The sequence below is a fragment of the Acinetobacter sp. GXMZU3951 genome, assembly GCF_054457875.1.
This window is the reverse complement of sequence record NZ_JBTLFO010000003.1, coordinates 297625-312999: the sequence shown is the minus strand read 5'-3', so window position 1 is coordinate 312999 and position 15375 is coordinate 297625. Positions and strand designations below refer to the sequence as shown.

The window sequence follows — 15375 nt, the reverse complement described above, 5'->3', positions numbered from 1 at the left end:
AGCTGAATCAAGCTTGTGCGTGATTGAACATGTCTGGACTATGGATATTGATTTAATTTTTAAAGCATTGGCGAATCCGACCCGCCGTCAAATTCTGGAATGGTTAAAACATCCTGAACAGTTTTTATCGGCTGAAGAATGCGGTGGCTTCAAGCGTGGCGTATGTGCGGGGCACATTGAACGCTTGGGCAAAGTCTCGCAATCGACCATGTCGAATCACCTATCAGTGCTCCAGCAAGCCGGTTTAATTCAAGTGGAAAAATATGGACAGTGGTCGTATTTTTCTCGTAACGAAGCTTTGATTCAGCAATATATCGATCATTTAAAACATTCACTCTAAGTTTATCGTGAATATTGAGGCGACTATGGCTGAGTTAAGCACCCCTTTGCGTTTGGGCGATTTGCAATTAAAAAATCGTGTCATTATGGCACCGTTAACCCGTAGTCGAGCGACCGATGACCGTGTCCCGACTGCGATGATGGCAGAGTATTATGCACAGCGTGCCAGCAGTGGTTTAATTATTTCTGAAGCCACGGTGATTGCTGAAGAAGCCAATGGTTATCTGAATACCCCAGGGTTGTTTAATGATGCGCAGGTTGAAGGCTGGAAGCAGGTGACTGCTGCGGTGCATGCCAAAGATGGTTTAATTGTGGCGCAATTGTGGCATGTTGGTCGGGTTTCGCATCCAGACTTGCTCAATGGTGAAACGCCTGTTTCGGCAAGTAATGTGCAACAAAAAGGCTATGTCAGCTTATTGCGTCCAAAGCGTGAATATGTGGTGCCACGTCCATTAGCCATTGCAGAAATTCAAACTATTATTGAGCAGTACAAGCAAGCAGCAATTCGTGCCAAACAGGCCGGTTTTGATGGGGTTGAACTGCATGCGGCCAATGGTTATTTAATTGACCAGTTCTTGCAAAGTTCCACCAATTTACGGGATGACCAATATGGTGGCAGCGTGGAAAACCGCACCCGTTTGTTGCTGGAAGTGGTGGATGCCTTAATTGAAGTGTGGGGTGCTGGTCGTGTTGGTGTACATTTAGCGCCGCGTGGTGATGAACATGACATGGGGGATGCGAATCCACGTGAAACATTTGGTTATGTATTAGAAGAACTGGGTAAACGTGAAATTGCCTTTTTCTTTACCCGTGAGTATTTGGCGGATGACAGCATCAGCGCGTATATGAAACAGCGCTCGGGCGGTGTGCCATATATTGCCAATATGCGTTTAAGTCGCGAAGATGCCATCGATTTATTGGCCACAGGTCAGGCGGATGCAGTCTCGTTTGGTAAAGCCTATATTGCCAATCCAGATTTGTATGAACGTTTATTGCAAGATGCCCCTTTGAATGAGCTGCAACTGGAAACCATGATTGGGACCGATGTTGCGGCAGGGTATATTGATTACCCAAGCTTAACTGAAACGGAAACAGCGGCAGTTTAAATTGCTTTTCCGTTAAATTCACGACAAGATAACGGCGCGATTTATCTTCTATGATAAATTGCGCTGTTTTATTTTAAATCGTTTTTTGGAGCACGTATTTGGCTACTCCTTTTTGGTATAACGCAGCACTCGCGATCATTAAACCGCTGTATCAATGGCGAATCAAAAAACGCGCGCAAGATGTGCAAGCTTACCAACAAGAGTGTCTGGAACGCTTTGGTCCATTTCAGATGCCGAAGAATCGCAAGGCGATTTGGTTTCATGCCGTGTCTGTCGGTGAGACCAATGCGGCACAACCGCTGATCGAGCATTATTTAAAACAGGGTCATCCAGTATTGGTGACCAATACCACCAAAACGGGGCAGGCACGAGCCAAGTCGTTATTTGCGCGAGCTGCTTTTAAAGACTTGTTTCAAGCAGTGTATTTACCTGCAGATCAATGCAGTTTGGTGCAGGCGTTCTATCAGAAATATCAACCTAAATTGCTGATCTTGGTGGAAACTGAATTATGGCCCAACTTAATTGATCAGGCCCAGTCATTTCAAGTGCCGTGCATTCTAGTGAATGCCCGACTTTCAGAGAAATCCGCTCAAGGTTATGCCAAAGTGTCGGGTTTAACTCAAGCGATGTTACAGCGGCTTAATCAGTTATTGGCACAGGATACGGCAACTGCGGAGCGTTTTATCCAGTTGGGTGCGGCTCCAGCGGTGACACAGGTGGTCGGCAGTATTAAGTTTGATATTTATGCCCCGGCACATTTTGTCGAGCAGGCAGCACAATTGAAACTAGACTGGCAGTTGGCCGGTCGGAAAATTATCACCATTGCCAGCACCCATGCGCCTGAAGAACAGAAGCTACTCAGTGCGTTACAGTCCTCTCTGCAACAAAATCCAGACCTGCTGTGTATTGTGGTGCCGCGTCATCCTGAGCGGTTTCATGAAGTCTATCAACTGGCACAGGCTTTGAATTTAAAGACCCACAGGCGCAGTCAGGCAGAAGCCATTCAGTCCGATACCCAAGTCTATTTAGCTGATAGTATGGGGGAATTGTGGTTGTGGTATGCCCTGAGTCAAGCGTGTTTTGTGGGAGGCTCACTCAATGAACCTGGCGGTGGACATAATATTTTAGAGCCGATTGCTTTAAATGTACCGACGGTATTGGGAAAAAATTATTTTAACTTTCAAACCATTGTCGATGAATTTGTCCAAGCCGATGCCGTGAAAGTGGTTGATACTGCCGAACAGGCAGCAGCCGTGTTGTTACAGTTACTGCAAAATGCTGAACACGCACAACAATTGAATCAGGCCGCGCAGCAGATTATGCAGCTGAATAAAGGCTCTTTGCAAAAGCATATTCAAGCCATTGATGGTTATTTATAAGTCCCTAAAATCTGAAAAGTGGAGGTGGCATGCATGCCACCGTTAGGCTGTGGTATAGGGACATACCATGAGCCTAACAAAGAGTTTTGCCTACTTTTGCTCTTTCAAAAGTAGGGTAAGGCCCACTCAATGGCTTTAAATTGATAGAGTGATTTGCGGCTATGAATGCAGTTGTTGAATATCACGAGTTATTTCCATTTAATTTAGCTGCATTATCTTATGAATATCGTGCTCTTAGACCCACGCCAAACTGAATCCGAAGTTTGGTCGATCACCGCTAGTCGCCAGCTTGAACATTTGCAAACTCATGTCAATGTACAGGTGGGAGATCGTTTAAAAGTCGGCATCAGAGAGGGCAAACGCTATTTAACCGAAGTCTTGATGGTTAGCGAACGTGCCATCCAGCTACGTCCGATTCAGGAAGAAGTGGTTCCGGCCAAATTACCCGTGACGTTAATTGTAGCAATGCCGCGTCCCAAAGTATTACGGCGTTTAATCATGGACAGTGTGACCATGGGGGTGGAAAAAATTATCTTGCTGCATAGTTATCGGGTGGATAAAAGCTATTGGCAAACCCCATTTTTGCAACAGCTGGATCAATATGTCACCTTGGGTTTAGAACAGGCTGGCGATACCATTGCTCCCCAGATTGAAATCTACAAGCGTTTTAAACCCTTTGTAGAAGATGTGCTCCCCAACATGATTTCAGCAGAATGCCCGGCCTATGTGGCGCATCCCTATAGTGAAATAAAAATGCCATACGCAATCCAACATCCTTGTAGCATTGTTATTGGCCCAGAGGGCGGTTTTATTCCGTATGAGGTCGATTTACTTGAAAAAAACGGCTGCCAAGCCGTGAGCTTAGGCAACCGTATTCTAAGAACGGAAACCGCAATTTCCTATGTCTTAGGGCGTTTGTTTACCTGAATTTTCAGGCATTAAGTATGGCACATTCTGGTCACGATGCACTTTTACTTCTTGCACTGGGTATGGAATGTTAATGTCTTGTTGGCTAAAGGCTTGTTTAACTTCGGCCTGAATTTCACTGACCGATGCTGCAATATTGGTTTCCGTAGTATCAATCCACCAACGCACAGTTAAGTTCACTGAGAAATCAGCCAAGGCACTGACATTCACCGAAAAACCAGGCTGACTGAGAACATTGCGGTTCTTATCTAAAATCGCGGTAATGATATTTTTGGCTTTTTGCTCATCATCATCATAACCAATGCCGACAATAAATTCGCAGCGACGACGTTGATAGGCCGTATTGACCGTGACCGGACTGGTATACACCGTCGCATTTGGAATCACGATGCGACGTCCATCATAAGAGCGCAGGAAGGTGGCGCGGATTTGAATATCTTCCACGGTGCCTTCCATATTATTGACAATAATGTCATCGCCAATACGGAATGGTTCGCCCAGTAAAATCAGGATGCCGGACAGCATATTTTGGAAAATATCTTTGAAGGCAAAACCGATCGCCACCGAACCAATACCCAGCGCACTCATGAGCTGACCAGGGGTGAAGCCCGGAATGGCAATCACCATGGCAATTAGGAAGCCAAAGAAAATGATGATGGTGGTGCCCACACGGTTCAGCACCAAGACCAGATTTTGACGAGTATAGGAGCGATTTTCTAAAGTCTTGCGAACAAATAATTTAAAAACTTTCGACAATAACCAAAAAATCACCAGAACAATCAGCGCGATACAGAAATAGGGGACACGTTCCCAAAAACTGTCCATGATTTTATCGATGGTGGTATAGGCATCATTATATTTAGCCGTATGTGCGATCACGGTTTCTGCCGTTTTCGCCCCTGCCTCTTGTATGATTTGCGAGGTACCCTGAGCAACTTCGCTCAGGTTATGTTGTTGCTCTGCCACAGGAGATCCGAAACAATTTAAATTTGTCGCTATTTTGCCTGAAAAGCCTGTAAAAGATAACCAAATGCAACCGAAGTTATACAGCTTACTGTTGGTGATGCCGTGTTAAAAATATTCAGTGCCTTTCTGAATGACCTCTTGAGGGGTTTCTAATTCACCTGCGCCCATCATGTAGGAAATTACACTGCCTGATGCGATGAAACTGAGCACAAAAAGAATAATCATCAGCCAAGCCAGAATTTTTTCCCACACTGGCGTGGCACGCGGTGCACCATAATGGTTAACGCCAGCCGTACCTGAAGCCAATACAATATATAGCGCCATCACGAAATTGATGAATGGGATTAACAGCAACAGCAATAACCAAGCGGATTTGTTCACATCGTGTAGGCGGCGGATCACAATCACGAAGCTGAAATACAAATACAGCAGAAAAATAATCCAAAAACCGAGTCCAGCCACACTCAAGAAGGTCTGTAACAGATTGCTGTCCAGAGATGCGCTACTGAAGTTAAAAATTCCCAAAAACATACTGAGTGCTAATGTGGCAAACACCGTAATCAGATTGAGGAAACCACTCCATGCAATCAGGCTGAGCCTGCCAAAACGCCCTTGTGTGGATAAGGGATTGTCATTTTGCGGTGCTGCATTGCGAGAGAAAAAGGGGGAGGTCTGTGGTGTGCTCATAGCTTAGCCCAGTGTGAATTCAGTAATGAAATGTTGCGATTTGCAAAGTAAACCAGCAAAATTTCAGGAAAATTATAAGATGAAACCTGCAAAGCAGATACTGATTCATCGAAAGTTTTTGTCGTAAGTGGATTTCATCTCACGATTTTACATTGTATAAATATCATACGACCAAAGCATGATTGTAGTGGCTGGAAAATAGCCGTAATACTGCCCAAATGCAGCAATAATAAATCAATAACGTGGCATAACATCTCGTGATGAGATGAATAAGATCAAGGAAGTATGAATATGAAAGAAGTCTATCCTGTTCCAGAAGAATTTAAAAAAACTGCACGAACCAATGAAGCCGAGTATTTCGAACGTTATCGACAGTCCATTGAGCATCCTGAAGAGTATTGGGCTGAGCAAGCGCAGAAATTGGATTGGATTACGCCATTTACCCAAGTCAAAAATACCAGTTTTGACAAAGACAATTTTAAAATTGAATGGTTTGCGGATGGGCAACTGAACGTCTGTGCCAATTGTCTAGATCGGCATTTAAAAGAACATCCTTACAAACCTGCGATTATTTGGGAGGGCGACCATCCTTCACGGCATAAAATTATTTCCTATGTGGAGTTGCATGATGAAGTCTGCCGTTTTGCCAATGTCTTGAAGAAAAATGGGGTGAAAAAAGGCGATCGGGTGGTGCTGTATATGCCAATGGTCTCAGAGGCCGCGATTTCCATGTTGGCTTGTGCGCGGATTGGGGCGGTACATTGTGTGGTGTTTGGCGGTTTTTCACCGGATTCTTTGGCCAGTCGGATTGAAGACAGTCAGGCCAAAGTGGTGATTACGGCAGACTCAGGTATGCGCGGTGGGAAACCGATTTTGCTGAAAGAAAATGTCGATGCCGCCTTGAGCCTCCCCGGCACAGACTCTGTACAACATGTGATTGTGGTACATCGAACCGGCAATCCGATACAAATGCAGCCGCAACGCGATTTGTGGTATCACATGGAAATTATGTCTGTAAATGACATTTGCCCCCCTGAGCCAATGAATGCCGAAGATCCGCTCTTTATTTTATATACCTCGGGCTCGACAGGAAAACCGAAAGGCGTGTTACATACTACTGGGGGTTATCTGACCTATGTGAATAGTACCTTTCGAGAAGTGTTTGACCTAAAACAAGATGATATTTTTTGGTGTACCGCTGATGTGGGCTGGATTACCGGACATTCCTATGTCATTTATGGCCCTATGTCCAATGGTGCGACTACAGTGATGTTTGAAGGTGTACCGCAATATCCAAGCTGGGCAAGAACAGGACATATTGTCGATAAGCACAATGTCACTATTTTATATACCGCACCTACGGCCATCCGTTCCATGATGCGCGAGGGTGATGCCTTTGTTCGTGAAAGCGACCGCAGTAGCTTACGCTTACTGGGTTCGGTGGGTGAGCCAATTAACCCTGAGGCTTGGAACTGGTATTACACCGTGGTCGGAGAAGGTCGTTGTCCAATTGTCGATACATGGTGGCAAACCGAAACCGGCGGGATTCTCATTTCTCCATTACCGGGGGCAACCGACTTAAAACCAGGTTCAGCGACACGTCCATTATTCGGAATTCAACCCGCTTTGGTGGATGCCGAGGGTCAGGAGCTGGAAGGCGAAGCCGAAGGTAATCTGATTATTAAAGATTCATGGCCTGGGCAAATGCGCACCATTTGGGGCGATCCTGCACGCTTTATTGAAGCCTATTTTTCCACATATCCGGGGAGTTATTTTACGGGCGATGGGGCACGACGAGATAAAGATGGCTATTACTGGATAACTGGACGTGTGGATGATGTCTTGAATGTGGCTGGACATCGTTTAGGCACGGCGGAAATTGAAAGTGCTTTGGTCGCACATGAAGCAGTTGCCGAAGCCGCAGTGGTGGGCATGCCGCATGACATTAAGGGACAGGGCATTTGTACTTTTGTGACCTTGCAAGCCAATGTGCCTGAATCTGAAGAACTCCGAGCTGAATTGGTGGCTTGGGTTCGTAAAGTGCTTGGACCCGTTGCTACTCCTGATGCACTGCATTGGGCGCCTGCATTGCCGAAAACCCGTTCGGGTAAAATCATGCGGCGTATTTTAAGAAAAATTGCTGCCAATGAGCTAGATAGTTTGGGCGATACCTCGACCTTAGCCGACCCGCAGGTGGTGGAGGTATTAATTGGCAATGTCTATCCGAAAACTTAGTGTAGGAACTGCTATAGGCTGAACTTGAATAGCGGAGAGGATATTTGGCATAAAGGCAGTAGGTTGAAATGCTTACTGTCTTAATCCTAGTGTAATGTAATAGTTTAACATTTGGTTAAATATACTGATTTGTAACACTATGAGAAAAGACACAAAAGAAAAAATATCTTATTGGCTCATCAATGAATTCTGTAGACTTTTTTTGTCAGGATATTTTTAAATGATTTTTCAATCGACTTTGATGTAATGCTAAGCACTCTCTTTCGCCATCGATGGCTTTAAACAATTGAAATAGCCTGAGCGCACAATATTCCCGTATCCGCGACTTTTCAGAACAAGCGGCCTTATTGTCCATGGATGGTTCTACCAAAATATCTTTTACGCTATGCAGATCAAGTGCTCACCTCTGAGTTTGCGCAGGCAGTTAAACAGCAGCTATTCACATCTCTGTCACTGTGAGATGCAGCACTTCAAACCCAGCTTCCAATATGCTCGATGGTTTTAATCCGCTCAGCGCGGACGATTTACAAAGTTCGCGTGTATTTTCAGTAGGTTCATTGCGCTACAGCATTCACCATGGCTTCATCTGTTGCAGGTTTAGACAGCAAAAAAATCCCCTAAGCCGAGCCTTAGGGGAATGTGGAGTTGCCTTTATAGTTATTATTGCACTTTATTTTTGTTGTCTAGGGCTAGTTTTCAGTGTTTAAGCAACCTGTGATTTAGGCTGCTTTTTAGCATGCAAACGTGTTTCAGCTGCATCTAAATTAGGGACGGCAGCTGAAGGTAGTACTTCTGCCTGCTCAATTTGTTTGTTAATTCCCAGACTTTGATTGGCCTGCTGAGATTTGGCTTTCACCACATCGGCACGCTGTCCTTTGGCTGGCGCCCATTCCAGAATCGGTAGGGCACGGGCAACCGCAAGGGTAATACGTTCCCGCAATAATGCACTGTGAATGGTGTATTCAGGCGTGAAATCACGGTCTGTTGCATATACGCCAATTGGTAAAGTCTGGGCTTGGAAAAAGCTAAAAAGTGGACGCAGTTGATGTTCCAGGACTAAAGCATGGCGGTCGCTACCGCCAGAGGCAGCCAATAGCACTGGCACATCCACCAAGGCCGTTTGTTCAACAAAGTCAAAAAAATGCTTGAAAAGTCCTGTAAATGAAGCGCGATACACGGGGGTGCCGACAATTAAGGCATCCGCGGCTTCAACTGCGGCCAAGTCATCCTGAATCCGTTGCGGTAACTGGTGCCGGTAAATTGCACCACCCAAAAGCTGTCCGATTTCACTGAATTGAATGAAATGGACTTGAATGGGCGTAGCTTCCGCCAATTCCTGTAAAATCGCCTGAATCAAGGCTTCGGTTTTAGAAGGGGTGTTTAAACCGCCAGATACCGCGACAATATTTAAGGGTTTGTGTTGATGGGCAAGAGACATAAGAATTAACCTAAATGCAGTTTGGGAATAACGGCTATTTATCAACAGGCAGGATCAAACTGTAAAATAAGGAAAAACAGATTGGTTATCTGATTTTGAGATATGGTCAAACTTCCAGAGTGGAGTGCTAAAAAGCCTCAGTAATTGATTGAAATATCAAGTTATTAAATTAAAGAATAAGGATTGCACACCGCACAAGCGAACTTATAAAAAAATATGATTTGAGTTTCATCTTTTTGCAAAAATTAACGCTTATGCTTGTAACTATTTTTTTTGGTCATTAAAAAAATAGTTAATATTTGCATATCCTTAATGGCACATGTATGGTTAGAATACGAATTACTGTGCACTAGATCTCTTACGCTGCTTATGAATATTTTAATCGTTGATGATCATCCGTTGTTTCGTCATGCTTTGATTCAGGCCGTTCGCTATAGCTTACCGCAAGCTCAAATCCATGAGACCGCCGCAGTAAATGAATTTTATGAACGTTTGGAAAAGGGACCAGAGCCAGATTTGGTGTTGTTGGATCTCAACTTGCCAGGCGCTTCAGGTTTTTCCGCATTGGTTCATGTACGTGCACAATATCCATCGCTGCCAATTATTGTGGTTTCAGCACACGAAGAAGTTTCAATTATTCAACGTGCCATTGCACATGGTGCCATGGGGTATATTCCTAAGTCAGCGCATCCAAGCCACATTGGCGAAGCTATTCGTCAGGTGTTGGAAGGTGAAATCTGGTTACCGCCAAACTTACCGACGAATGTCGGCTTTGATCCGCGTGCAGCCGATGAAACTGAACTGGCAGAACGTATCCAATCTTTGACACCACAGCAATTCCGAGTATTGATGATGGTGGCAGAAGGCTTATTGAATAAACAGATTGCTTATGAGCTGGATGTGTCCGAAGCGACCATTAAAGCACATGTTACGGCCATTTTCCGTAAGCTTGGGGTACAAAACCGTACTCAAGCGGTATTGGCCATTAAAGCGCTCAATATCGACGAAAAGAAAATGTAATGCTGAGCTGATAAAAATAAAGACCTCGTTGAGGTCTTTATTTTTATCTTGTGCAAGCGGTTTAAGCCAAACAATCCTGTTTGTGCATGGTGTTATCACAATACAGTGGGTTTAACGCACATTCCAATTCATCAATCTGTTCTTGGCTAATGTAACCTTTGGATTTTAAATATTCTGCCACGCGGTCATCGCGCAGGCTCAAGAATGCTGCATCATATACACCCAAATCTACAAACAGGGCCGCGGTTTCCAAACTGTTGAAACGATCGAGATAAATCTGATTGTCATACATCAGGAAGATATGATCGTATTCGTCTTTCACATCGACCATGAGCCAATTCGCCAGTTCGATTGGTGACGTCTTAATAAAGAGTAGATCGGAAAGTTCATCGAATTGAGTGGTGTCTAACTGATCTTGGTTGGTTTTGACTTTACCCAACCAGGCCTTAAATACCAAGACGGCACCTCCCCGCAACAACATGCTCCAAATTTGATGTCGAACAGCAGGGGCTAAACTCCGCGTTTCGGCTTGCAAGAGTTGCAGTAACTTTTCTTCTTGCTGGGTGAGTTTTTCAAATAAGCCGAGTCCTTGCGGTTTATATTCGGCTGGGGTAAAGACGTCAAAATTCAGTTCATCAAACACTTGCAAGGCGAGGGGTACTGCACTTTGATAGAGTGTTTCGAGGGCTTGCACATGAGTCGCTGAAATTTTGCTTTGTTCAAATAGATGATTCCAGTCAATATCAGGCAGTAAAGCATTGACACCGTAAAGTCGGTGAAATTGTTGGGCTTGATGTAAATCGTGCGGAACCATTTCTGTAATATTCATGAGGGTCTCCTGAAAACTTGTGCAATGGGGCAAATCATTGACAATAAGAGCAGTTGGTCTTGTAAATCATTTTTGCTCGAGTGATGATCTCATTTATGGAAGCTCTGCTTGGGGAAATGTATACGACTAAAGTCGTAGATGTTGCTGATTGACGAATAAAGATCAATGAAATGATTAACTTGAGATTTTGTAACTAACTGTACAAGTGTGCATTAATGTAACCTGACTGAATTTGCCATAGTCAAAAGGCGAAAACGGGAGAACGAATCCCTAATTTTTTATAAATCAAGAATGATCAAAGGTTTATGATTACTTGCTTGCCGTGCAGGCTGGCAACAGCTTGAAGATGCGGCAATATGCGGGAGATCAAGCCCGCATTTTGTGTAAAAACTGTGCGCTCTTTTACGCCTGAGCGCACAGCATTGTGGGCAGCATGGATTAGTCGGTTGAAATCTTCAGACCAGATAACCACGATCTTAATGACGCAGGTTTTAACGGTTTTCTTAACAACACAATATTGAGTTCTTTCAAGGTCTGCGGTAATTCAGGGTCGGAGTCTGCGGTAATTAATGCCACAGGCACTTTATCCTGACGGTTTTGTTGAATGAACTCTAAGCCCATTTTATGCTCGTTCAAATGCTGATCGACCAGCCAGACTTGAATGTTTTCCTGCTGAATCAGGGCAAGTGCCTGTTCAGGCTCGGTGGCTTTAAACACCTGATAGCCCCATTTGGTGAGTAAGGTACTCATGCCCTCTAAAATGGTTTCATCATTATCGAGACACAAAATCTTATAGGCTTTGGTTTTCAGGGGCACGGCTTGTACCGGGGTGGCAATGACTTTGGGTGCTTCGACCACAGGCACTTCAATCATAAAGCACGAACCTTTGCCCAACTCCGAATAGACATGCACAGGATAATCTAACAGTCCAGTCATACGTTGCACAATCGCGAGCCCGAGGCCGAGGCCTTGTTCCCCCCAAGGAGAGGTGTGTCCACAGCGTTCAAATTCCTGAAACAGTTTGATGCGTTGCGCTTCCGCAATGCCAGGTCCGGTGTCCCATACTCCAATTCGAATATGTTGCGGACGCTCTGAGGCGCGGAGCACCCCAACCACCACACGGCCTTTGGCCGTATAGCGCAGGGCATTACTGACAAAATTCTGAATAATGCGGCGAATCCATTGCGGATCGGTATCAATCCAGAACTGTGCATCATGCACATGGAACTGGATGCCACGCTGTGCGGCAATCGATTTAAATTGCAGTTCCAAATCGCTGAGCAAGTCATGTAATGGATAGGCTTGACGTTTGGGTTGAATGGTACCGCCTTCTAAACGGGCAATATCCAGCAGGGCAGACAGCATACTTTCTGCCCCATGCAAAGCTCGATCAAGCTGCTGTAGGGTTTTACGATCTTCATCCGACTGGACACTTTGTTCCAAGGCTGTACTGAACAGACGTGCAGCGTGCATCGGTTGCAGCAAATCATGGCTGGCAGCGGCAATAAAGCGGCTTTTCGACATGTTGGCTTTATCCGCTTGTTCACGTGCCAACTGTTGTTCAGTTAAAGCATCGGCCAACTGTTGTGTGCGGTCTTGAACCCGAGCTTCCAGTACCGCTTCATTTTCACGGAATGCGGTAATGTCGGCAAAAGTAGTGACAAAACCACCACCTTCAATTGGGTTACCACGCATTTGAATGACCCGACCATCTTTACGAATCCGTTCAAATTCATGGGCACTGCCGACTTTCATCCAATGAATGCGTTTGCGGACATGCTCTTCAACGGAGCCAGGACCACATTCTCCACGCTCGGCATTGTAACGAATCAGATCGGCAATCGGGCAGCCGACATAAACCAAATCTTTAGGATAATCAAACAGCACCAAATATTGATTATTCCAAGCCACCAGACACATGTTCTCATCGACTACGCTGACCCCTTGGGTCATATGGTCAATCATGGTCATGATTAAGTTTTGATTAAAGCGTTGCCATTGTGAAGCTTGGTCGAGAATATTCGCCACTTGTCCTAAAGCCAGACCGTTATTGACCATGGCCGTGGTGAGTAGGGTTCGTGCTGACGCGGCACCGATGGTGCCTGCCAAATATTGCTCGGTAAAGCGCCACCACATGCCGTTGGCACTGCTGTTGGCATTTAATACCACATTGTTCTGTTGGCAGAATTGTTCAAAGGCCCGTTGAGTGGGACCTTCGCCTGTAATTCGTTTGGCGAGGGTAATCAGATCGGCAACTTTGAGTCGTGCTACATCATGGTGTAAATAATGAATCTCGGATGATGTATTTTGCGCAGGTAACGGTTTGGTTTCGTAATAGAAAAAACTTTCGGCCTGAATTTGTTCTGCAATACTTGGGCGGAAAATCCGGGAAATCCAAATATACAACAGGGTATTTAAGCCCAGTGCCCAGATCACCCCATGGGTTAAGGGAGCAAAAGATTCAAAGCCCAGCAAGGCTTCAGGTCGTAACCAACTCATGCCCAAAGGACCATGCAATAAAAATTGCATACTGAGTAGGGCAAATTCATCGGGCAAGCTGCGTAAGATGGTCGGCAACAGCAGGGTATAAGCCCACATGAGAAAACCGACAATTAGACCAGCATATACCCCTTGTTTACTGCCACCGCGCCAATACAAACCGCCAATCAATGCTGGGGCAAATTGTGCCACCGCACTAAAGGCCAGCAGACCAAAGACCGAAAGTTGGTCAATATCGTTAAAGAAATGGAAGAATAAAAAGCCCAGCAGCATTACGGCTAAAATACAGATCCGACGGGTAAACTTCAGCACCAAGGGCATGCGTTTGTCATGTCGGGACAGAAAATTAAAACGCCATAAGGCAGGCATAATCAGGTCATTACTTAGCATAATTGACAAGGCCACAGAAGAGACCAACAGCATGCCAGTCGATGCTGAGAAGCCACCTAAGAATGCCAAAATGGTAAGCCAGTCTTGTTGATAGCTGATTGGTAAGGACAAGACCGCAACATCGGGGATGGCTAAATATTCAGGTGCGGCATGCAGTGCCCAGCTGGCAATCGGAATAATCGCCAAAGTGGTCAAAATCAGATAAATGGCAAACCAGCGCCGCGCACCACGGATATGTTTTTCATCGCGCAGTTCGACCACCGCAACGTGAAATTGACGCGGCAGGCAGATAATGGCTAAGGCCGCAAGCAGGGTTTGCACCCAAAAGGTTTCTGGAACACCAAACAACTGCACATCGTGGAAAGTCTTGGCGACATCATGCGTGATTTGCCCCAAATTTTCAGGGGCTTCAAAAACAAAGAAAATTGCCACGCACAGGAGTGCGAACAGTTTGACAAAAGATTCAAAAGCGACGGCCAGCATTAAACCGCCGTGCTGCTCAGTATTGGCAATTTGGCGGGTACCAAACATCATTGCCAATATCGCCAGAATGCCTGTCAAGAACAGCACACTATTGGTGGTGCTTTCCAGCCCTGAATTTTGCTGCAAGATGACCGTGGCACTAAGAGCAATTGCCCGTAATTGCAGCGCCAAATACGGAATAATCGCGATGACCGCCAAAATTGTCACCAGCGAGGCCAGTGGACCACTTTTACCATAACGAGCTGCCACAAAGTCGGCAATCGAGGAAATGGCATGGTGCTGACGCACCCGTCCTAGGCGACGCCAAATGTCATAACCTAAGGCAACGAACAGTAAGGGACCGAGGTAGATCGGAAGAAAGATAATCCCTTCACGGACTGCAGCACCCGTAGCCCCATAAAAGGTCCACGATGAACAATATACGCCTAAAGTTAAACTAAACAGTAACATGCGTCCGCGTGTACTCAGACGACTGGCATGCTTCTCCCCATAGAAAGCACAAATAAAAAGGATTACGATGTATAGGGCGAGTACGCCAATAATAAGCCAACTGTTCATAATGCCGAATTGTCCCGAGTTACGGGCTTATCATAGCCTATTCATACTTCTGTAAGATTGATTTGATTAAAATTTAACGACCAAAGTCTAAATTACAAGAACCCTACAACATTGTTAAGTTTGTATACGAAATAATTCCAATTAAAAAATGCGTCTATGGCTGGGCGCTTCACAGGAGCAAGATTATGGATGAGGTTCAGGTAAACCAGATTCTAGAAAATCCCAAATTCAAGGAAATGGTCAGTAGAAAAAGTTCATTGAGCTGGTCGCTGACAGCAGTGATGTTATTTGTGTATGTAGGCTTCATGCTTTTGGTGGGCTACAACAAAGAGTTTTTATTAAGTTCGTTCGGCGGTGGTGTGACCACAATTGGTATTCCATTGGGTCTCGGCATTATTGTCTTGTCATTCATACTGTGTGGTGTGTATTCCTACGTTGCCAATAACAAATTGGATGGTTTGACTGAAGAAGCACTACGTGAAGTAGAAGCGATCGCTCATGAGAAAGGACAACACTAAG

At 45.1% G+C, this 15375-nt stretch carries 12 protein-coding genes; 7 read left to right on the top strand and 5 right to left on the bottom strand.

Annotation, left to right across the window (positions count from 1 at the left end; genetic code table 11):
• Positions 1-40: 40 nt before the first annotated feature.
• The 4 genes from ACX17N_RS07280 (at position 41) to ACX17N_RS07265 (ending at position 3751) form a co-directional block, all read left to right on the top strand.
• On the top strand, positions 41-340 hold the full coding sequence (locus ACX17N_RS07280) for an ArsR/SmtB family transcription factor (protein ID WP_458891861.1): 300 nt from the start codon (positions 41-43) through the stop codon (positions 338-340).
• A gap of 25 nt (positions 341-365) precedes the next feature.
• Positions 366-1445: an alkene reductase gene (locus ACX17N_RS07275; protein WP_458891860.1), complete on the top strand. Its 1080-nt coding sequence runs from the start codon at positions 366-368 to the stop codon at positions 1443-1445.
• A gap of 98 nt (positions 1446-1543) precedes the next feature.
• Positions 1544-2824, top strand: a complete 1281-nt coding sequence (locus ACX17N_RS07270) for a 3-deoxy-D-manno-octulosonic acid transferase (protein ID WP_458891859.1) — start codon at positions 1544-1546, stop codon at positions 2822-2824.
• 219 nt (positions 2825-3043) lie between these two features.
• Positions 3044-3751, top strand: coding sequence for a 16S rRNA (uracil(1498)-N(3))-methyltransferase (locus ACX17N_RS07265; protein WP_458891858.1), 708 nt, complete (start codon positions 3044-3046; stop codon positions 3749-3751).
• Here the strand turns inward: ACX17N_RS07265 and ACX17N_RS07260 are convergent.
• Both ACX17N_RS07260 and ACX17N_RS07255 read right to left on the bottom strand, forming a co-directional pair.
• The gene (locus ACX17N_RS07260; protein ID WP_458891857.1) at positions 3731-4717 is read right to left on the bottom strand and encodes a mechanosensitive ion channel family protein; all 987 of its coding nucleotides are present in this window, start codon (positions 4715-4717) and stop codon (positions 3731-3733) included. The genes ACX17N_RS07265 and ACX17N_RS07260 overlap by 21 nt on opposite strands.
• 105 nt (positions 4718-4822) lie before the next feature.
• Positions 4823-5404 (bottom strand): DUF805 domain-containing protein, encoded by a 582-nt coding sequence (locus tag ACX17N_RS07255; protein ID WP_458891856.1) that lies wholly within the window; start codon positions 5402-5404, stop codon positions 4823-4825.
• Positions 5405-5695: 291 nt separating this feature from the next.
• On the opposite strand from ACX17N_RS07255, the gene acs reads away from it, so the two are divergent.
• Positions 5696-7639 carry an acetate--CoA ligase gene (gene acs / locus ACX17N_RS07250; protein ID WP_458891855.1) on the top strand — a complete coding sequence of 648 codons (1944 nt, stop codon included), beginning with the start codon at positions 5696-5698 and terminating at the stop codon, positions 7637-7639.
• 703 nt (positions 7640-8342) lie between these two features.
• Here the strand turns inward: acs and msuE are convergent.
• The gene (gene msuE, locus ACX17N_RS07245) at positions 8343-9077 is read right to left on the bottom strand and encodes an FMN reductase (RefSeq protein WP_458891854.1); all 735 of its coding nucleotides are present in this window, start codon (positions 9075-9077) and stop codon (positions 8343-8345) included.
• Positions 9078-9446: 369 nt separating this feature from the next.
• Here msuE and ACX17N_RS07240 point away from each other — a divergent pair, with 369 nt between their 5' ends.
• Positions 9447-10097, top strand: a complete 651-nt coding sequence (locus ACX17N_RS07240) for a response regulator (protein ID WP_458891853.1) — start codon at positions 9447-9449, stop codon at positions 10095-10097.
• A gap of 61 nt (positions 10098-10158) precedes the next feature.
• On the opposite strand, the gene ACX17N_RS07235 is transcribed toward ACX17N_RS07240, so the two are convergent.
• Positions 10159-10926, bottom strand: a complete 768-nt coding sequence (locus ACX17N_RS07235; RefSeq protein ID WP_458891852.1) for a hypothetical protein — start codon at positions 10924-10926, stop codon at positions 10159-10161.
• A gap of 438 nt (positions 10927-11364) precedes the next feature.
• Entirely contained in the window at positions 11365-14856 is a 3492-nt protein-coding gene (locus ACX17N_RS07230) for a hybrid sensor histidine kinase/response regulator (protein WP_458891851.1), read from the bottom strand.
• 185 nt (positions 14857-15041) lie between these two features.
• Here ACX17N_RS07230 and ACX17N_RS07225 point away from each other — a divergent pair, with 185 nt between their 5' ends.
• Entirely contained in the window at positions 15042-15374 is a 333-nt protein-coding gene (locus ACX17N_RS07225; protein WP_458891850.1) for a DUF485 domain-containing protein, read from the top strand.
• Position 15375: the final 1 nt, after the last annotated feature.